This is a genomic window from Sinomicrobium endophyticum (assembly GCF_052983315.1).
Genome location: NZ_JBRKIS010000022.1, coordinates 196,918 through 217,520, shown reverse-complemented (window position 1 = coordinate 217,520; position 20,603 = coordinate 196,918). Strand labels below are relative to the sequence as shown.

14 protein-coding genes and 1 tRNA gene are annotated in these 20,603 nt (G+C 44.5%); 11 read left to right on the top strand and 4 right to left on the bottom strand.

All coding sequences use genetic code 11. The annotated features are described in order from the left end of the window. Positions 1-226: 226 nt before the first annotated feature. The 4 genes from ACVBDU_RS08025 to ACVBDU_RS08010 form a co-directional block, all read right to left on the bottom strand. Positions 227-1,660, bottom strand: coding sequence for an alpha-amylase (locus tag ACVBDU_RS08025; RefSeq protein ID WP_447179239.1), 1,434 nt, complete (start codon positions 1,658-1,660; stop codon positions 227-229). A gap of 92 nt (positions 1,661-1,752) precedes the next feature. Next, entirely contained in the window at positions 1,753-2,817 is a 1,065-nt protein-coding gene (locus ACVBDU_RS08020; protein ID WP_447179238.1) for a SusE domain-containing protein, read from the bottom strand. A gap of 93 nt (positions 2,818-2,910) precedes the next feature. Next, complete coding sequence (locus tag ACVBDU_RS08015; RefSeq protein WP_447179237.1) at positions 2,911-4,479, bottom strand: RagB/SusD family nutrient uptake outer membrane protein; 1,569 nt, start codon at positions 4,477-4,479, stop codon at positions 2,911-2,913. Positions 4,480-4,617: 138 nt separating this feature from the next. Further along, entirely contained in the window at positions 4,618-7,557 is a 2,940-nt protein-coding gene (locus tag ACVBDU_RS08010) for a SusC/RagA family TonB-linked outer membrane protein (protein WP_447179236.1), read from the bottom strand. Positions 7,558-8,080: 523 nt separating this feature from the next. On the opposite strand from ACVBDU_RS08010, the gene ACVBDU_RS08005 reads away from it, so the two are divergent. The 11 genes from ACVBDU_RS08005 to ACVBDU_RS07955 all read left to right on the top strand — a co-directional run bounded on the left by ACVBDU_RS08005 (position 8,081) and on the right by ACVBDU_RS07955 (position 20,592). After that, a complete protein-coding gene (locus ACVBDU_RS08005; protein ID WP_447179235.1) occupies positions 8,081-9,103 on the top strand; it encodes a LacI family DNA-binding transcriptional regulator in 1,023 nt (340 codons plus the stop codon). 203 nt (positions 9,104-9,306) lie between these two features. Beyond that, entirely contained in the window at positions 9,307-10,656 is a 1,350-nt protein-coding gene (locus ACVBDU_RS08000; RefSeq protein ID WP_447179234.1) for an MFS transporter, read from the top strand. Between the two features lie 21 nt (positions 10,657-10,677). Continuing rightward, on the top strand, positions 10,678-11,328 hold the full coding sequence (gene pgmB / locus ACVBDU_RS07995; protein WP_447179233.1) for a beta-phosphoglucomutase: 651 nt from the start codon (positions 10,678-10,680) through the stop codon (positions 11,326-11,328). Positions 11,329-11,402: 74 nt separating this feature from the next. Then, complete coding sequence (mdxK, locus tag ACVBDU_RS07990) at positions 11,403-13,712, top strand: maltose phosphorylase MdxK (protein WP_447179232.1); 2,310 nt, start codon at positions 11,403-11,405, stop codon at positions 13,710-13,712. Between the two features lie 32 nt (positions 13,713-13,744). Next, positions 13,745-15,580, top strand: coding sequence for a glycoside hydrolase family 13 protein (locus ACVBDU_RS07985; protein ID WP_447179231.1), 1,836 nt, complete (start codon positions 13,745-13,747; stop codon positions 15,578-15,580). Between the two features lie 38 nt (positions 15,581-15,618). Beyond that, on the top strand, positions 15,619-17,007 hold the full coding sequence (locus ACVBDU_RS07980) for an alpha-amylase family glycosyl hydrolase (RefSeq protein WP_447179230.1): 1,389 nt from the start codon (positions 15,619-15,621) through the stop codon (positions 17,005-17,007). Positions 17,008-17,299: 292 nt separating this feature from the next. Next, positions 17,300-18,052 (top strand): glycerophosphodiester phosphodiesterase, encoded by a 753-nt coding sequence (locus tag ACVBDU_RS07975; protein ID WP_447179229.1) that lies wholly within the window; start codon positions 17,300-17,302, stop codon positions 18,050-18,052. Between the two features lie 146 nt (positions 18,053-18,198). Beyond that, a complete protein-coding gene (gene trxA, locus ACVBDU_RS07970; protein ID WP_447173613.1) occupies positions 18,199-18,516 on the top strand; it encodes a thioredoxin in 318 nt (105 codons plus the stop codon). Positions 18,517-18,793: 277 nt separating this feature from the next. Beyond that, positions 18,794-19,723, top strand: coding sequence for a DUF58 domain-containing protein (locus ACVBDU_RS07965; RefSeq protein ID WP_447179228.1), 930 nt, complete (start codon positions 18,794-18,796; stop codon positions 19,721-19,723). An 85-nt stretch (positions 19,724-19,808) separates the two neighbouring features. After that, positions 19,809-19,882: transfer RNA gene (locus ACVBDU_RS07960), tRNA-Asp, on the top strand. Positions 19,883-20,358: 476 nt separating this feature from the next. Further along, positions 20,359-20,592, top strand: a complete 234-nt coding sequence (locus tag ACVBDU_RS07955) for a hypothetical protein (protein ID WP_447179227.1) — start codon at positions 20,359-20,361, stop codon at positions 20,590-20,592. The last annotated feature ends 11 nt before the right edge of the window (positions 20,593-20,603 follow it).

Below are 20,603 nucleotides of genomic sequence, written 5' to 3'. Positions count from 1 at the left end.
CTTTAGGTATTTTAACATATGATCAATTAATAATCATTTATTTGATTATATGTGTATAAAATATACTTATAAATTAATATTTAGTAAAAAAATTAGCTTTTGAATGGAGTGTGGTTTTTGTGAAAAATGTGATAACCAGGAAGATATGTATTGTTTTTAGGTCAAAAATAAAAGAAAAGGACTGTTATTTTATTTTACAGGAATATTCAGGATAATTCCGGAGAAATTACTCTCCGGAAATCGACCATACAGCAAAACCCCGCGCAGGGGCTTCTATGGTTACCTGTCCTTCGCTATCGGTAATCAGCCATGCGCTGGTATTGCCGGAATAGTCTACGAGTTTTTTCTCTTTCCAGTCGGATAAGACAGTTCTTTGCCGGTTACCGGTGCCAATGTTCATGTAGAGTATAAGCCCCGGATTATCATCGCCACCATTTCTTTTCATGATATATTCTTCCTCACTGTGATGCAGTATTTCCATATCCCCGGAAGCAATACTATTGTGAATGCGGATAAGGTCTTTTAACCTGGATTTGTAGTTGTTGTTTTCGTAATCCCCGTAAAAAATGGTAGGGTAACCGTCGTGGGTAAGAATATAGGCATATGCCAGCATTTTATTGGCGGCACTGATATTGTTTTCCGGATTTTCGTCTTTTTCCGTATCGTGATTGGCTACAAAAGTAACAGCCTTCTCCGGGTGGGTCTTCCGAAGCATATCCCCATCCAGTATAGTGAGGTCACTATTTCGGTCAAGGGCTTCGTCAAGCTTATAGAAACAGGCAAAGTCGAATGCAGCCGAGCCGGAGGCTTCCACCCATTCCACAAGATTAGGTGCATGGCCGTCCCAATACTCTCCTACGGAAAAGCCGCCGACCTCATCATTCCAGTCCTTTACCACCCACGCGCCGAAACCTTTTACATAATCGAAGCGCCAACCGTCGAATTTCATAGTGCTTTTGTAGTATCGGGCTACGGAGTTTTCTCCTTTCCAAAGCCATTCCTGTACCCTGGGCTGATGATGACAAAGGTCCTGTTCCTCGAAGAAAAGGGCTTCTTCGTCATGTTCATGTACGCTGTTGGGATGAAAATCTTCGCGGTTCCGGTTAAATTTTCCGGAAGCGTTACCATTTATAGAATCAAAAAGCGTGTATGTGCTTTTATCCCGGTACGGATTAAATTCTTCTCCGCCACCGGAATTGTGATTAAGTACGATATCGGCGATTACTTCCAGTCCGTTGTCATGGGCTTTTTGTATGAGGTTTTCCAGTTGTTTCCTGGTGCCGAAACGGGTAGGGATGGTACCGTGCTGATCAAATTCACCAAAATCAAAATAATCCGAAGGGTCATATCCCATGGAATATTCGCCCGATTGTCCTTTGGTGGCTACGGGAAGCCATATCCGGTCTATACCTGTTGCGGCCCAGTCCTCTACTTTTTCAGACAGTATATTCCACCATTCGAACCGTGGTTCTACATCCCAGTAAAATGCCTGTATCATTACCCGTTGGCCGTTGTCGTATTGGCTCAGATCGGATTTTTCGGGAATAGTCTCCGGCGGATCTACAGTATAATTTGTGTTATCGCTGCTGCATGCGAGGAGGGTAAGGGCAAAAAAAACAAAGACAAATATCTTTTTCGGAAAAGTGTGTGGTGTTTTCATCATTTTGGTTTGGTGGGTTATAAAAAAACGGAATGGGATCTGTTTGTATCCGCATTCCGTTTATATCATTAATTTAACAGGGATACGAAGGCTTATTTCGCGGTAATTGTGTATGTATATTCTCCCGGATCGCTTAAATTGAGAACCAGGGTGTAACTTCCGCCTGCATCTATTTTTATGTTGGTTCCTCCATTTTCAAGGATACCGTCGCCTTCATCATCTCCGTAATTCAGGTCCCAGTCATCATTGGCCCGGAATTTCAGTTCTCCGGGTTGCAGGTCCAGTTCAATAGTCCAGGTTTTCTTTGCCACATCATAAGTCATATCCACATCGCTGTCCCATCCGGTTCCGGGAATGGCATCGCCGATGACACCCCAGTTGGTGTCCAGCAGACTGTAAGTAAGTTTCTCCGTATCCACCTGTACCAGGTAATAACCTGCCGGGGCGGATAAATTGGGTCCGTCGTTTAGCAACAAGATGCCCGATCCACCGTCTCCGTATTCTCCGTTGCCCCATTCCGGTGCTGCCGTAAATTTGTATTCCGATGTATTGGCAAAATAGATATACCCTTCGTATTCCTTATCGGAAGAAGGAAGCGACCGGAGTTGAGGTGCTTCGGCCGGGGTCCAGTCCTGCCCGTAATTCCCGGCGGATTGATATCCTCCCGGGACCCACAGAAAAGACGGACCGGTATTACCAGAACCGTAAGGGGTAACACTAATATGTATAACCGGGGAAATCAGCATGTCAAAATCATCGCTTACCGATGCTACGACCCGAACTTCCATTTCTGAAGCTTCTTCCGTTGTTAAACCAAGGGCCAGGCCAGTGTTGTTAAGGTGCTCTACACTAACACTGAGCTGCGTGGCGGTAGTTTCTCCCAGCGTTGCGGGTGACTGAAAGTCATTGCCCGGGATGTCCGCCTGAAGGCTGTAGTTTATTTGTGTAGGCACATTAAAGTTAGCTTTGTTCCAGACAAAGCGATCTGCCTGTTCTGTGGTATTATCCGCTGTAAGTATATAACTGCTTCCTGATGTGGGGGCGGTAATGGCCGGTTCATCGGAAGGGATAATTACCGGGCCGTTGTCATCGTCCGAGCAGGACCAGAATAATCCGGCTGCAAGAACCAGTGTGGCTATAAAATTCGGTGTTTTCATTTTTTATGCTTTTAGGTTAGCGTTTAAGGTGTTGTTATGTCCGGAGATTTTGGGTATGCGAAGGAGATTCGCATACCCTTATCCCGGTATACATTAATATCCCGGATTTTGAACCAGGTTGGAATTTACGCTCAGATCGGTCAGCGGAATGGGGAGCAAGGTGCGGAACGACTCAACGCCGGAACCGTTCAGACTGCCGCCTTTCCACGGCCATACATAATTACTGCCCGTAAACCTTCCGAAACGTATGAGATCCGTCCTGCGGTGTCCTTCCCAATACAGTTCTCTCCCTCTTTCATCGAGGATAAAATCGAGGGTGAGTTGTGAGGAGTTGATGTTTCCGGAAGTATCCCCATAGGCACGTTCTCTCAGGCGGTTTACCAAATTTGTTGCGGTGGCCATATCCCCGCCGGTACGTACTGCGGCTTCCGCATACATGAGGTAGGCATCCGCGAGACGGAACAAAGGATAATCCGTATCCACGAATTCCCCGCTCGTATCGGACCCGATATCGCCCGTAGAAGTGATGTTTTTGTATTTGGCAATGGCATAACCGTTATTAAACGCCGTATAATCGGTATTCTCCTTAATATGTCCTTCGGTGTGGAACAGCGCCCGTTGATCATTGTTGGTATCCAGGTTGCCGAAAAGGTCTGCAAAAGACGAAGTAGTGCGGTTTCCTTCCCATCCTCCGTTAACTCCGTAATCGGAAGGGTCCATCGTGGAATTGCTTATCCCGGCATGGATGATGTAGGTAGTGCCTCCGTAAGACTGGCTGCGCAATCCGTCTGAAGCCAGGGGCAGGATGATCTCCCCGGAATTATCATTGTCCGCAAGGAACAGGTTCTGATATTCCGGTTCCAGCGTATATCCGCCTTCATTAACTATTTTATCCAGATAGGTCAGGGCTTCGCTGTATTTGGGCTCTCCAATATATACTTCCGCGTTCAGGTAGAGTTTGGCCAGAAGCATCCACCCGGCAACCCTGTCGGCCCTTGCATATTCGTTGGATCGCGGTTCTTTCATCAAAGAAATGATCTCAAGGAGTTCGCTTTCCACATAGCCGAACAGCTCTTCGCGGGTGTACCTCGGTGGCTCGAAGTTGCCTACGGGATCGTTTTCTGTTACAAAAGGTACGTTACCGAACATGTCTATGGCATGCCAGTAGGCCAGGGCTCGTAAAAAACGGGCCTCGTTCCTGAAGTCCTGTATCTCCGTATCTTCCAAACCGTCGGTTTCTCTCAGGAAATTGTTGGCCATGGCTATTTCCAGGTAAATACGGTCGTAAAGGATACGTACAAAGTTGTTCCCGGCAGTCCAGTTCAGCCGGTTCAGTGCGTCCAGTCCGCCATCTCCCCAACGGTTCAGGGCCTCATCTGTGGTGAGTTCCTGGAAGTTCCAGTAGTTCCGGATGTAGGAGGAAGCCCCGGCATCGGGAGCTACCACATCGGTCTGTCCGGAAGTTTCCTGGCCCGTGAGTATAAAGGCACTGTATATCTTGGCGAGCATTCCCTTGTAAGCATCCGGGTCTTCGTCCAGGATGTTGTCTTTGGTTTGCTCGACCCGCGGATCTGTGTCCAGGTCGCCGGTACAGGAAGTTATCAGGACTGTCATGAGTCCCAGTATACCTGCGTATATATATTTAAACTTTATTTTTTTCATGTCGAATATCTTAGAATTTACTCACTAAGTGAGATTTAAAATGCTCTGATGCCTGCCTACCGTCAGGCATGCTTGCGCCGAATTTTTTTTCGGGATTTTCCGATTTATGCCTAGCGGAATCGCCCCGAGATTGTTGACTTAAAAGTCCAGGCTCAATCCCAGGAGGAATGTTCTCGGACGGGGATAGATGTTATAATCGTTTCCGTTCTGTACTTCCGGATCGAGTCCGTCATACCCGGTAACGGTAAATACGTTCTGTACGGAACCGTAAATCCTTGCCGACAGACTGTTTCCGAGGAATTTTCCGGCATTATAGCCCAGGGTAATGTTGTCCAGTCTCAGGAAAGACGCGTTTTGAACGTAATAATCGGAAAGCCTTACCTGATCTGTCGCCTGAACAAATCCCGCTTCATTGTAGTTCTCCACAATGTTGGTAAGGAAGGTAGAACTTGTAAACACCCCGTTTCGGATACCTACGTTGGAATCTATGTTGTTGTACACATAATTACCGGCCTGTCCGCGGAACACCATGTTCAGGTCCCATTTTTTGTACCGGAACTGCGAGGTAAAACCGTAGTAAACGTCCGGCAGGGCAGATTTGTGAATATAACGGTCGTTGTCATCCACTACTCCGTCACCGTTGCGGTCAACGAATACGTTTTCCACAGGCTTCCCGTTTTCGTCATATACCTGTTCGTAAACATAAAAACTGTACGGGGTTTCACCCACGGCGTGTACCTGGTTAAAGAGACCGGTACCCCCGGAAATATTCCTGTCCTGTACGGAGATAAAGCCGGTGTCGGCATTGAGCCCGGTTACTTCCGAACTGTTCCAGGTAAAGTTGGCACCCAGGTTCCAGCTGAAGTTATCCGTCTGAATGGGCGTAGCATTAATTTCGAATTCCACACCTTTATTTTCCATAGTCCCTACATTATCTACAAAAACATTGGAAAGGTTACTTCCTGCGGGAGTAGATACTTCACTGAGCAGGTCTTTGGTTTTTCTGTAATACACGTCTACAGCACCTGTAATACGGTTGTCAAGGAAACCGTAATCTAGTCCGGCGTTATAGGTGGTCGTCTCTTCCCAGGTAAGGCTGGTACTGTATGGGTTGGGGCGATAAGTTGTGTAATAGTTATCCCCGAAAGGATATTGTACCTGTGGTGTTCCGGCCAGGTATACGGCCAGGTACGGGAAATACCTTCCCGGAAGGTCCTGTTGCCCGGTAATACCCCATCCCATACGGAGTTTAAGGTTGCTGAGGGTATTGGAATTTTCCAGCCACGGTTCGTCATATATATTCCATGCAAATGCCGCCGAAGGGAAATTACCCCAGCGAACGTCCGGGTCGAACCGTGAAGATCCGTCCCTTCGAAGGGTGGCCGTAAAGAGGTATTTGTTTTTTATGGAAACGTTGGCCCTTCCGAAAAAAGAAGCGATGACAACAGGGTTATAATACCGGGTAACAATAACCTGGTCATTGATATAATCATGGTTGTTTTTGTGCCCGTTATTGGTAAAGGATTGGTAGGAGTGTCCCGCCGTGATATCCAGGTTGGTAACAAACCTGTCTTCAAATGATTTGGAATAGTTCAGGTAGAAATCCATCAGGAGGTTTCTCTTGTTCTGGGATTCGGTTTCCAGGTGGCCGTATCCGGTACCGTTCCGGTAATAATTGGCAGATTCCTCAAAAACCCTGTCATTCCGTTCTCCGGTAGAAACATCATACCCCAGATTTAAATTGGCGCGAAGCTCCGGAAGAAAGTGGAATTTATAATCCAGTTCTATATTTCCCACACTTCGTTTTACATCCCCGGTATTATCCCTTTGATTCAGAAGGGCAAGAGGGTTTCGCGGAGCCAGGGTTTCTACATTACCGTTGGTGAACTCTTCATAATACCCCCCAAACGGCATGCTGCTGTCGTAAACCGGGTTGGTAGGGTTCATCAATATGGCGCTGCCTATAGCACCCGTATCCCCGAAGCGGCTTTCGCTCATAATACCTTTTACGTTGATATCCACTTTCAGGTGATTGTCAAAAAATCGTGGTGTAACCCCGAAGGAACCTGTCCATCGTTCGAGCGAAGAAGTCATTAATATACCATCCTGTTCCGTATATCCCACGGAAGCGCGGAATGGGGTGTCGCCGAATAATTGTCCTTTGACGCTGAAATTCTGGTCAAAGCTGATGGCATCCCTGAAAATGACATCCTGCCAGTTGGTATTGCTCTCTCCCAACAAAGCCTGTTGCGCGTCCGAGCCATATGTTTGCACGAGATTGCGGAAAGCATTTGCGGAAAAAGCATCGACGGTCCGGGTTACGGTACTTACGGAAGTTTTGGCGTTGTAGTTGAACTGCAGTTCGCCACTGCTTCCTTTTTTGGTGGTAATGATGATAACCCCGTTGGACGCCCTGGAACCGTAGATAGCGGCAGCAGAAGCATCTTTGAGTACGGTAAAACTCTCAATATCGTTGGGGTTTACAATGTTCAGCGGGTTGCTTATCCCGGCAACACCTTCTTTGTCTACCGGAACCCCGTCGATCACGATCAGGGGGTCGTTGCTCGCGTTGAGGGAAGCCCCTCCCCGGATGCGGATGTTAGCTCCTGCCCCGGGCTCCCCGCCACTGGTGGTAATCTGTACTCCCGCAGTTTTTCCGGCGATCAGCTGATCGGGAGATACTACCATACCGTTGTTAAAATCATCACTTTTTACGGTAGTGACAGATCCGGTGGCATCTTTCTTTTTAACCTGCCCGTAACCGATAAGTACCACTTCGTCGAGTTGCTGGGTGTCTTCCTCCAGTACTATATCCAGAGTAGTCCCGGAAACAGTCTTTTCCAGGGTCCGGTACCCGATATAAGAAAAGACAAGTATATCGCCCGAAGAGGTGTCAATACTGTAATTACCGTCAAAATCGGTGGTGGTTCCCACAGTTGTACCTTTTACAACTACGTTCACCCCGGGTAACGGACCGGAATTGTCGGTTACGGTGCCACTTACTGCCGTTTGCGCATGTGCTCCGAAAGGAATACATAAGAGAAACAACAGCAAGGTGGAAATATGAAATGTTTTCATGCTGTAGATAGATTTGATTTTAAAGCATACATGAAATACACACTGCGTATTTTTCATGCCGTTTTTTTGTTGATTTAATTAAAAATCAGGCTTATAATTTTACTTCTCGGAGCTAAAACTATGTAAATTTTGTGTTAAGTAAATGAGCGAAAAGTTATTACAACGTTTTCGTGTGAAAAACTTTTGGTAAAACCAGGGTTATTTACAGTTTTTTCGTGTTAAAATTGAAGTATTTTGAATTTGATAAGTATAAAATTAGAGGATATTTAAAAAAATACGCTCCCGGGTAGTATTGGTTGAAATATTATGATCCTTTTTTTGCTACGGATTTTCGTTTTTTTAATGCAGCCCTGACTATTAGAAAAGAAGGGGTATCTTTGTGAAGAAGGATTTGCATGAGACGTTGGAAATGTGCTGAAAAGGGCCAAGGGATATATTACCCTTCTGCATAATCGGATAACAGAACAAAAGGAACATAGGTTGCCTTTACGCGTTGCGGTTATCCGTTTCACCTGAATTAAAAATGAAAAAGAAAGTAACTATAAAGCAAATTGCCCGCGAACTGGATGTATCTGTTTCTACGGTATCCAAAGCCTTGCGGGACAGTAAGGAAATTAGTCTGGACACAAGACAAAAGGTACAGGCATTCGCAAAATTACTGAATTACAGGCCCAACAATATAGCAGTCAGCCTTAAGAACAGGAAGACCAAAAACATAGGGGTGATCATTCCGGAGATCGTGCACCATTTTTTTACCACGGTTATCAGCGGTATTGAAAAGGAAGCGAATAAGGCGGGCTATAATGTTATAGTGTGCCTTTCCGACGAATCTTTTGATAAGGAAGTGATTAATATGGAAACCCTGGCCAATGGAAGTATTGATGGTTTTATACTGTCTCTTTCCAAGGAAACCCAGTCTAAAAAAGATTTTCATCATTTACATGAGGTTATCGACCAGGGCATGCCGTTGGTGATGTTCGACCGGGTATCGGATGAAATTCCCGGGGATAAAGTGGTGATCGATGATGTGGAAGGTGCCATGAATGCCGTGAACTACCTGATGAAGGGCGGTTGCAATAGGATAGCCCTCCTGACTACGGTAGATTATGTAAGTGTAGGAAAGCTACGTACCGAAGGCTATACCCGTGCTTTACAGGATGCGGGAAAAGAGGTGGACGACTCTCTTATAATAAAGATCGAAGACATAGACAATTGTGAAAAACAGATAGCAGGTCTTTTTGATTCCGAAAAATTTGACGCGGTTTTTGCCGTTAACGAACTGTTTGCCGTAACGGCCATGAAGGAAGCACAGCGAAGAGGATTTAAAATCCCGGAAGATATCTCCTTTATGGGGTTCACGGACGGGATTTTGTCGCAATACGCTTTTCCGACCCTTACTACCGTAGACCAGCACGGACTGGAAATGGGAGGGATGGCAGCAAAAATGCTGATACAAAGACTGGAAAACGATGATATGGATGATGAATCGTACATGACCGAGGTAATACCGACATCCATCAAAGAACGGGAGAGTACCCGTAAATAAAGGTATTTTCGTGTCTTTACAGAACATTTTTCAATAGGATCTACTACAACGTTGTAGTAGAAAAAACTTGTAAATTAACGACTTACCAGTAAAAAATATTTTATATTTACACCCGTCAGGACTTATAGTTTTACTTCTCAACCCGATATAAAGTCTTGATAAGTCATAGCGCTTATCGTAGTATATAAACGAAAATTACGATAATGAAAAAGCGTAAACTGAGTTTTCTGGAGATCTGGAACATGAGTTTCGGTTTTCTGGGAATACAAATGGGTTTTGCCCTCCAGAATGCGAATGCCAGCAGAATTTTACAGATTTTCGGTGCGGATGTACACGAGTTGTCCTGGTTTTGGCTGGTAGCCCCGCTTACCGGGCTCATTGTTCAACCCATCATAGGACATTACAGCGACAGGACCTGGACACGGCTAGGGCGCAGACGACCTTTCTTTTTAGCTGGTGCCATCCTGGCTTCCATAGGCTTGGTGCTCATGCCAAAAGCGGACGTATTCGTAGCTTTTATGCCTGCCCTTTGGGTCGGAGCGGGAATGCTGATGATCATGGATGCTTCCTTTAATGTAGCCATGGAACCTTTTCGGGCACTTGTGGCCGATAAACTTCCTTCCGATCAGCGGACTCTCGGGTTCAGTATACAAACCGTGCTTATAGGAATCGGTGCCGTAGTGGGTTCCTGGTTGCCCTATGTGCTGGCCAACTGGATAGGCGTTTCCAACGAAGCGGTACTGGGGAAAGTTCCGTTAAACCTTCTGGTTTCCTTTATTATCGGTGCCCTGATCCTTTTGGTAAGTATCCTGGTTACCGTTATTACCACAAAAGAATACACCCCTGAAGAACTTGAATTGATGGAACCGGAAGACCCGGCGGAACCGGAGGAAACAGCCGGACTGTTAACCATATTTTCCGACTTTGTAAAAATGCCGAAAACCATGCGTCAGCTTAGCTGGGTACAGTTCTTTTCCTGGTTTGGCCTGTTTGGTATGTGGGTGTTTTCTACCCCGGCCATTGCACATCATATTTACGGCCTCCCCCTGGAGGACTCTCAAAGCAGGGCCTATCAGGATGCAGGGGACTGGGTAGGTGTACTGTTTGGTGTCTACAATGCGGTTTCTGCCGTGTTTGCATTTTTTCTTCCGGTAATAGCTAAAAAATTAGGAAGGAAGACTACGCATGTTATATCTCTTATCGTAGGTGGACTGGGGCTTATTTCCGTTTATTTTGCCCCCAATCAGTACTGGCTGATAGCTTCCATGCTGGCTGTAGGGATTGCCTGGGCCAGTATACTGGCCATGCCATATGCTATTCTGGCCGGGTCTATACCTGTTAGAAAAATGGGGGTCTATATGGGGATATTTAACTTCTTTATCGTTATTCCGCAGATCATCAATGCCCTTATTGGTGGACCTATGGTAAAATATCTTTACGGAGGTAATGCTATTTATGCCATTGTAATAAGTGGAATATCTTTTCTGCTGGCTGCCGCTCTGGTCTTCAGGGTAGATGATGTGGACGAAACACAAGACGAAACAATCCGATAATTTAATTAAAGAAATACCAACATGGAAGGATTTATTTTTGACCTGGACGGGGTCATTGTAGACACGGCCAAATATCATTTTCTGGCATGGAAAAAACTTGCGGAAGAACTCAGGGTTGATTTTACGGTTGAAGACAACGAAAGGTTAAAAGGCGTAAGCAGGGCCCGTTCCCTGGAAATCATCCTGGAACTGGGAAATATCCGGGCTACGGAAGCAGAAAAACAAGTATGGATGCGGCAGAAAAACGACGATTATCTGGAGTACGTTTCCCGTATGGATCAGAAAGAAGTACTCCCGGGAGTGCTTTCCACATTACTTTTTTTAAGAGAGAAGGGAGGAAAGATCGCCCTTGGGTCCGCAAGTAAAAATGCCAGGCTTATTCTGGAAAAAACGGATATCATGCACCTGTTTGATGCTGTGGTGGACGGCAATGATGTTTCCAAAGCCAAACCGGACCCGGAAGTATTTGTTCTCGCAGCGCAACAGATAAATGTAAATGCCGTCGATTGTGTTGTTTTTGAAGATTCCGTTGCCGGTATACAAGCCGCTAATATGGCAGGTATGACCAGTATCGGGATTGGAGATGGTGCCACATTACAGGAAGCCGATCTGGTTTTTCCGGATTTTACCCGGATTGATGCCGGACAACTGTTGACAAAAAGCACACGGTAAAGTCGTGCGGCCGTGCACCTTCACCAGGATCATATCAGAGATATACAGATTATAATAAAACTTAACAGAAGAAAATGAACCAAGATTATATAATTCCCGATGAATGGTCGATCGTAGAAGAAGGATTTGACAAAGACAGGGTAAAGTCGTCCGAAAGCCTGTTCAGCATAGGTAACGGGGCTATGGGACAACGTGCTAATTTTGAAGAAAATTATTCAGGCCCCACTTTTCAGGGTAGTTATATTGCCGGAGTATATTATCCGGACAAGACCAAAGTAGGCTGGTGGAAAAACGGCTACCCGGAATATTTTGCCAAAGTGTTGAACGCCCCCAACTGGATAGGGATAGATGTAGAGATAAACGGAGAAAAACTGGATCTGGCCAGGTGCACTGAGGTTCGTAAGTTTCGCCGGGAACTGAACATGAAAGAAGGATGGTATCATCGTTCGTTTGAAGCTGTTTTGAAGAATGGAACAGAGGTGCGGATTAATGCCAGACGGTTCCTTTCTCTGGAAACGGACGAACTGGGAGTCATAAAATATGAAGTGACACCACTGAATAAGGATGCCAGGGTGATTTTTCTCCCCTATGTGGATGCCGGAATTACCAACGAAGATGCCAACTGGGACGAAAAGTTCTGGGAATCGCTGGAGACCAGGCACTCCGCCCGTGAGGCCTTTATAGTAGCTCGTACATTCAAAACACTCTTTAAGGTAGCTACCTTTATGCATAACACGCTTTTCCGTAACGGAGAAGAACTTGAAGCCAAACCCCTGGCCACACAGGCGGGAGACGACAGAATATGTCTTGCTTACGAAGTTGCCGTATCCAAAGGAGAGCAAGCGATACTCCAAAAACTTGGCGGGTATACGGTTTCCATGAACCATGATGGAGATAAGCTGGTAACTGCAGCACAGGAGGTTATCCGTAAAGGTGTGAAAAAAGGATATGAAGCCCTTCTGGAAGAACAGAAAAAAGCCTGGGCCGATATATGGGAAATGGCAGATATTACCATTCAGGGCGATGTAAAGGCTCAGCAGGGGATACGTTTCAATATTTTTCAGCTAAACCAGACGTATCTCGGAAAAGATGCACGCCTGAATATAGGGCCCAAAGGATTTACAGGGGAAAAATACGGGGGAAGTACGTATTGGGATACCGAGGCGTATTGCCTGCCTTTTTACATGTCTACCAAAAACCAGCAGGTAGCGCGTAATCTCCTGGCCTACCGTTATAACCAATTGGACAAGGCCATAGAAAATGCGGAGAAGCTCGGCTTTACGGGAGGTGCGGCCCTCTACCCGATGGTAACTATGAACGGGGAAGAATGCCATAACGAATGGGAGATCACTTTCGAAGAAATTCACCGTAACGGGGCCATAGCTTTTGCCATATATAATTATTACCGTTTCACCGGAGATTATAGCTATATCCCCGAAAAAGGATTGGAAGTGCTTATAGGTATCGCCCGTTTCTGGAAACAGAGAGCGACATATTCCACAGCAAGAAACAAATATGTTATTCTCGGTGTGACCGGGCCTAACGAGTATGAAAATAATGTCCATAACAACTGGTATACCAACTACATTGCCCAATGGTGCCTGGAATATGCCGCGGAACAGGTACGTAAGGTGAAAACGGAATACGCTTCCGATTATACCCGTATCACGGAAAAAACAGGAGTGAAAGATGCCGAAATCCGGCAATGGGAGGAAGTTGCCGGAGCGATGTATTTCCCTTATGCTGAGGAACACGGCGTATACCTGCAACAGGACGGTTTCCTGGATAAAGAGCTTATAAAAGTATCCGATCTCGATCGTTCCCAGAGACCTCTCAATCAAAAATGGTCCTGGGACCGTATCCTGCGTTCTCCTTACATAAAGCAGGCAGACGTTTTACAGGGTTTTTACTTCTTTGAAGATCATTTTACCAGGGAAGAACTGGAAAAACACTTCGATTTTTACGAGCCTTTTACCGTTCACGAATCCTCCCTGTCTCCCTGTGTACATTCCATACAGGCAGCGTTGCTCGGAAGGATGGAACAAGCCTATGAGTTTTACCTGAGGACTTCTCGTCTGGATCTGGATGATTATAACAAAGAAGTGAAAGAAGGGTGTCATATAACTTCCATGGCCGGGACCTGGATGAGTATAGTGGAAGGTTTCGGGGGGATGCGTGTAAAAGACAACATACTGCATTTCAATCCGAAAATACCCGCGCAATGGGAAGCCTACTCCTTTAAGATCAACTTCAGGGGGCAGGTACTGAAAATAAATGTAAAAGCTTCCGGAACCGAATTTACACTGGAAGGAGATACTGCACTCATAGTGATGGTAAACGGAAAACAGGTAACAGTAAAACCCGGTAACCTGGTTGCGGTTTAGGAAACTCACAAATGATCAGAAAGAGAATAACCATGAAAAAGATACTCTATACATTAGTTTTATTGAACACTTTCCTTCTTACCGCCCAGGGCCTGGAAAGAGTGGAACCACCGTTCTGGTGGAGCGGTATGCAAAGCGATGCATTGCAACTGATGCTCTACGGAAAGGATGTTGCCCGTTATACTCCCGAAATGGAGGGGATAACCATTAACAATGTCCGCAAAACGGAAAATCCCAATTACCTGTTTGTAACTATTCATACGGAAGATGTTCCGGAAGGGAAGTATGCTCTCCGGTTAAAGAACGGTAAAAAGGAAGTATCGCGCTACACTTACGAATTCAAGAAGAGGGAAGAAGGATCGGCATTGCGGAGAGGTTTCGACAGTTCCGATGTAATGTATCTCATTATGCCCGACAGGTTTGCCAACGGAGATCCGGATAACGATTCGTCTCCGGAAATGGCAGAAAAGGCCGATCGCAGCAAGCAGGGAGGACGCCACGGAGGAGATATACAAGGAATAATAGATCATATAGATTATATCCGCGAACTCGGGGCTACCACAGTGTGGAGCACCCCCTTGCTGGAAGATAACGATCCGGCATATTCCTATCACACCTATGCCCAGAGCGATGTATATCGCATAGACCCGCGTTACGGAACCAATGAAGATTACAGACGCCTGGCGGATGAACTTCATAAAAGGGATATGAAGCTGGTCATGGATTATGTGACCAATCACTGGGGTGCGGAGCACTGGATGATAAAAGATCTGCCTACCTACGATTGGATTCACCAGTTCCCCGGCTATGCCAATTCCAATTACCGGATGGAAACACAGTACGACCCGAATGCTTCTGAGATAGACAAAAAGTATTGTGTAGACGGCTGGTTTACCTCCACTATGCCCGATCTCAATCAGAGCAATCCGCTGGTGCTCAATTATCTCGTTCAGAATGCCATATGGTGGATAGAATATGCCGGGCTGGACGGTTTCAGGGTAGACACCTATTCATATAACGATAAGGAAGCTATTGCACAGTGGACAAAAGCCGTCATGGATGAATATCCTTATTTTAATATTGTAGGTGAGGTATGGTTGCACGATCAGGCACAGATAGCCTATTGGCAAAAAGATAGTAAAATAGGGGCTTTGCAGGACTTTAATTCGAACCTGCCAAGCGTTATGGACTTTACCCTGCACGATGCTATCGGAACGGTGTTTAATGAGGATGAAGCTTCATGGGACCGGGGAATAATAAAGGTATACGGCAATTTTGTCAATGACTTTTTATACCCCGATATAAATAACCTTCTGGTGTTTGCGGAAAATCACGATACACAACGGTTCAATCATATATATGAGGGAAACCCGGAGAAGTATAAAATGGCGATGGCTATTCTGGCTACGGTACGGGGCATTCCACAACTGTATTACGGAAGCGAAATAGGAATGGCCGGTAACAAAGACAAGGGAGACGGAGATATACGAAGAGATTTTCCCGGCGGATGGAAAGGAGATGAAAATAATGCTTTTATAATCTCTGGACGTACCGCAGAACAACAAGAGTACTTCGATTTTACCTCAAAATTGTTCCGCTGGCGAAAAGATGCCCAGGTAATTCACAATGGGAAGACAAAACATTACCTGCCCGAAGATAATGTCTACGTATATTTTAGGTACAACGACACAGATACCGTAATGGTAGTGGTAAACAACAGTAAGGAAGCCCGGACGCTGAAAACGGAACGGTTTAAGGAAAGTACCGGCAGTTTTACAAAAGGGAAAGAAGTGATCGGTGGAAAAACCATATCTCTGGGGGAAATGACCTTAGAGCCCAAAACCGTGTTGGTGCTGGAACTGGAATAATAACGAATCACGTAAAAACAATATAATTTTATATTCTAATGAAGAAAATATTCATTGCCGCGGTGGCGATCTGTAGCCTCATCGCATGTAAGAACGAACCGAAAAAGCAGGAAAAGAAAGAAGAACCACGGTCACAACAGCCGGTCCCCATCTCGGATGATGTACTGGAAACAGCCGTGATCTACGAAGCCAATATCCGGCAGTATTCCGAAGAAGGAAGCTTTAATGCATTTGCCGAAGATATCCCGAAGCTGAAAGAACTCGGGGTAAAAGTGATCTGGTTGATGCCCGTCTATCCCATATCTTCTACAAAAAGTAAAGGATCTTTGGGCAGTTATTACGCGATTACCGATTATACGAAGGTAAATCCGGAATTCGGTACCCTGGAAGATTTCAGAAACCTGGTGAAAACCGCCCACGATAATGATATGTACATTATTCTCGACTGGGTGGCCAACCACACCGGGTGGGACCATGTTTGGATAAAAGAACATCCGGAGTACTACACCCAGGATAAAGAAGGGAATATCATAGACCCTATCAATCCCGAAACCGGGGAGTCCTGGGACTGGACCGATGTGGCAGACCTGAATTACGACAATAAGGAAATGCGGCAGGAAATGATAAAAGATATGCTGTATTGGGTAGAAAAAGAAGGCATAGATGGCTATCGTTGCGATGTGGCACACCAGGTTCCCGTGGATTTCTGGGAAGATGCAGCGGCCAGGCTTCGCGAAGTAAAACCCGTATTTATGCTTGCTGAAGCAGAACAACCCGAATTACTGGAAAATGCCTTCGATATGCAATATGCCTGGGAAGGACATCATATTATGAACGAAATCGCACAAGGAAAAAAGAATGCGGCAGACTGGGATAAATACATTGCCAAAAACGATACCTTGCTGGAAACGGATGATATTTTTATGAATTTCACTTCTAACCATGATGAGAATTCCTGGAACGGAACCGTTTTCGAACGTATGGGAGATGCCGCAGAGACTTTTGCAGTGATGACTTACACCATTCCCGGAATGCCCTTGATATATAGCGGACAGGAATACGATATGGATAAAAGGCTCCTTTTCTTTGAAAAAGATACGATTTTGAAGAATAAAGGGAAGTTCTATCCTTTATATGAAAAACTCGGGAAGCTTAAAATTGAAAATCAGGCGCTTAACGGAGGTAAGAAGGCAGCTTCCTATAAAAGGCTGTCTACTTCCGAAGATAAAAAAGTCCTGGCTTTCACAAGGGAAAAAGAAGGAGATAAGGTGGTATTTATTGCCAACCTTACTGACAAACCGTTACAGTTTACCGTAGAGACCGAAGGGAGTTATACCGATTATATGAGTGGGGAGAATATGGAAATAAATGCCGGTACTTCCTACGACTTTAAACCCTGGGAGTATATTCTGCTTACAGTAAACTAAATCCGGACAGGATATAAATTTCAAAACCCGCAACTTTAAGAGCTTGCGGGTTTTTTGTTGGCCTATATGGGCAAGCACGCTAAAAATAAGAAGAGCCTGATATTTTTGTGTCCCTCTGTGCTTCTCCGTGAAACTTTGGGTAATGGCTATAACGCGGAGATACAGAGAAATATTAAAATTTCATATAATTAGCATTTTAAGTTCTTAATGCATTTGCCTTAGTTGATTTGCCGCTGTTTTAAGGATGATGGAATTTTTATGTATCTTGAAGCATCAAAAAATAGAATGATTTATGCATCGGTTTGCTTTCTTTTTTCTGTGCGCTCTTTTGGTGTTTTCGGGTTGTGATACCCCGGGAGACAGTGTATGGATTATAGGACATCGGGGTGCTAAAGGGTATGAAACCGAAAATACCCTGGCATCCGTACAAAAAGCCCTTGACCTGGGGGTGGATATGGTGCACATAGACCTGTTTCGTATAAAAAGCGGGGAACTGGTGGTTTTTCATGACAGACGTGTTGATGAACTGACCAATGGTGCCGGGGCTATCGAAGAATATAATATACTGGATATAAAATCGCTTTTGCTCGAGGGAAATCACAGGATACCCACCTTACAGGATGTATTGAAACTTATAGACCGTCGCTGCAGGTTGAATATCGAACTCAGGGCCTCGGGAATTGCAGGTAAAGTGGATCATGTGTTACGCTATTATATGGAAGAAAAAGGATGGCAGGCTGATGATTTTCTGGTTTCCGGATCGGACCGGCATGAACTTGGAGAACTGCGAAAATTAAATCAGGAGATCCCGATTGCCCTTGTCACCGAAAAAGATCCTTCGGAGGTTGTGGAAACGGCAAGACTTTTGGGGGCCACTGCAATTGATGCAGAGTATACCACCCTGACCGAAGAGAATGTAAGTGAAGTTCAGAACACCGGGTTTAAAGTGTTTGCCCGGACCGTAAATTTGCCAAAAGATATTGCTGTGATCCGAAAATTGGGTGTAGATGGTATTATTACCGATTTTCCCGATCGGGTGAGGTAAGAGATAGTTGCAAATAGATTTACATAACATACTATCATTATTTATAATACGTTCATAATCAAAACTAATATGCTGGGGTGAAATTTGGAAGAATATTTGATTAAATTTGCATTGTAAACCAGATAGGAAATTAAAAATTTTATATTATGGCATTAGAGATCACAGACGCTACTTTCGAAGAAGTAGTATTAAAGAGCAATAAACCCGTTATGGTAGACTTCTGGGCCGCATGGTGCGGACCTTGTAGAATGGTTGGACCCATCATCGAGGAAGTTAGCTCTGAGTATGAAGGAAAAGTAGTTGTAGGAAAAGTAGATGTAGACGCTAACCAGGAATTTGCAGCCAAATACGGTGTGCGTAACATCCCTACCGTATTGGTTTTTCAGAACGGTGAAGTGGTAGGAAGACAGGTAGGTGTAGCGCCTAAAGCAACTTACACGGAAGCACTTGATTCTTTGTTGTAAAAAACAAACCGGAATCACAAGAAATAAAAAAGGTTTGGCTTAAGGCTGAACCTTTTTTATTTTTGGATTGTCGGTTATTCCGGATCAGGTTTTACCGGAAGTTTGCCCGCTTAGGTAAAAGTATGTCAGAAAAACACATACTAAATACCTATACTATCAGGACCAAAGGGTAAAGCTTAGACAATTTACCGAAGTTTTATAATTGTTTTCACACTAGAATTTCGGGCTGAAATGTCTGATATCTAAATTCTCATATCTTACATCTAAACAAAAACAAGTGGATATACAAAGCGAATTAAATAACGTACAACTCTTTAAAAATATTGGGCTACTGGCCAATCAGGTAGTGGAGGGGTTTATAAGTGGAATGCACAAAAGTCCCTTTCACGGGTTTTCTTCGGAGTTTGCAGAACACAAGATATACAATCCAGGGGAAAGTACGCGGCATATAGACTGGAAGCTTTTTGCTAAGACGGACAAGCTGTACTCCAAAAACTATGAAGAGGAAACCAATCTTCGATGTCATATTATCATAGACAATTCGTCATCCATGTATTACCCGGAAGTAAAGAACCTTTCGGTATCCCGTCTGAATAAGATCGGCTTCTCCGTATTGGCAGCCGCCTCCCTGATGAATTTATTAAAGCGTCAGCGCGATGCTATGGGCCTGAGCATATATTCGGACGCCTATAACTTTTACGCCCCGGAAAAAGGAAGTAACAGGCATTACCAGATGCTCATGGGGATACTGGGAGATGTCGCGGAACGCGGGGAAAAGGAAAGGACGACAAAAACGTATACCTACCTGCACCAGATAGCCGAGAAAATACATCGCAGAAGCATGATCTTTCTTTTTACCGACATGTTTCAGAATGAAACAGGGGATGAAGAGTTATTTAATGCATTACGCCATCTGAAATACAATAAACACGAAGTAGTACTTTTTCATGTGATGGATAAAGCCAGTGAGTACAATTTTGATTTCGATAACCGTCCGAAACGGTTTGTGGATGTGGAAACCGGCGAACATATCGATCTTTATGCGGATACCATGAAGGAAGAATATAAAAAAGCGTTGAAAATTTATACCGATAAAATAAAATTGAAAGCCGCGCAATACCGCATAAAATATGTGGAAGCTGATATTCAAAAAGATTTGGAAAAAATTTTACAAACCTACCTGGCTGAAAGACAAAAGTTTATTTGATGGCGTAAAATAACTTCTGTTTTTTTTAATGAAAACATTTGCGGAATTGAAAAAGCGGTGTATATTTGCAACCGCAATACAGGAAGGTCCGGTAGTTCAGTTGGTTAGAATACATGCCTGTCACGCATGGGGTCGCGGGTTCGAGTCCCGTCCGGACCGCTGAAAAAGGAAAAAAGCTCATCGAAAGATGGGCTTTTTTTATTTCCGGACTTATGATTGTGCAGGGGCTTTAAAAGAGATTTTGGATCATTCCCAAAAGTTGTGGACTAAGCAAAAATTCTGGATATTCTAAATAGGAAAAACGGATCATTCTCAAAAGTTGGGGACTATGCAAAAATTCTGGATAGTCTAAATAAGAATGCTCTAAACCTCGTGTTTTTTATTCTGGTGGGGTATTGATATTTTTATAATTTTCCCAAAAATAACTTTATTCTGCTAAATCGTTTTAGTACATTTACCAATGTTAGAATGTTAACAGGCCCTAAGCAAACCAAAACCAAAAATTAATGAGAAACTTTGATATTTTGGATCCTGCATTTAAAAAAACACCGGAAGAAAGTTATATTTCATCCAAAAAGGTCGCTTCAACGTTTACACCTGTTCGACAGGTGAGTGCCAGGTTTCATTGAGTCATTGTGATGAAACTGGATTGCAGGCAATTCGACACTACGATAATTTTCGAAGAATTTGCAGCAAACAAGAGTGCTTTTCTGTCGCCGCACCTGAAAAAATTCAACACCGATTTGCTAATCATGGGAGAAAGTATCGCTGGGGTACATCGCTATTTTTTGCCTGTTGTCCGTAAAAAATGGCAACAGTTGGAGCAGGATGTGCCGGTAGCTGTTGTAGAATATACCGAAAGAGGCTAGTCGATCTTTTT

Excerpts from the sequence above, each read along its gene's own strand:
- ACVBDU_RS08025 (WP_447179239.1), bottom strand. The coding sequence starts at position 1,660 with ATGAAAACACCACACACTTTTCCGAAAAAGATATTTGTCTTTGTTTTT.
- ACVBDU_RS08020 (WP_447179238.1), bottom strand. The coding sequence starts at position 2,817 with ATGAAAACACCGAATTTTATAGCCACACTGGTTCTTGCAGCCGGATTA.
- ACVBDU_RS08015 (WP_447179237.1), bottom strand. The coding sequence starts at position 4,479 with ATGAAAAAAATAAAGTTTAAATATATATACGCAGGTATACTGGGACTC.
- ACVBDU_RS08010 (WP_447179236.1), bottom strand. The coding sequence starts at position 7,557 with ATGAAAACATTTCATATTTCCACCTTGCTGTTGTTTCTCTTATGTATT.
- ACVBDU_RS08005 (WP_447179235.1), top strand. The coding sequence starts at position 8,081 with ATGAAAAAGAAAGTAACTATAAAGCAAATTGCCCGCGAACTGGATGTA.
- ACVBDU_RS08000 (WP_447179234.1), top strand. The coding sequence starts at position 9,307 with ATGAAAAAGCGTAAACTGAGTTTTCTGGAGATCTGGAACATGAGTTTC.
- pgmB (WP_447179233.1), top strand. The coding sequence starts at position 10,678 with ATGGAAGGATTTATTTTTGACCTGGACGGGGTCATTGTAGACACGGCC.
- mdxK (WP_447179232.1), top strand. The coding sequence starts at position 11,403 with ATGAACCAAGATTATATAATTCCCGATGAATGGTCGATCGTAGAAGAA.
- ACVBDU_RS07985 (WP_447179231.1), top strand. The coding sequence starts at position 13,745 with ATGAAAAAGATACTCTATACATTAGTTTTATTGAACACTTTCCTTCTT.
- ACVBDU_RS07980 (WP_447179230.1), top strand. The coding sequence starts at position 15,619 with ATGAAGAAAATATTCATTGCCGCGGTGGCGATCTGTAGCCTCATCGCA.
- ACVBDU_RS07975 (WP_447179229.1), top strand. The coding sequence starts at position 17,300 with ATGCATCGGTTTGCTTTCTTTTTTCTGTGCGCTCTTTTGGTGTTTTCG.
- trxA (WP_447173613.1), top strand. The coding sequence starts at position 18,199 with ATGGCATTAGAGATCACAGACGCTACTTTCGAAGAAGTAGTATTAAAG.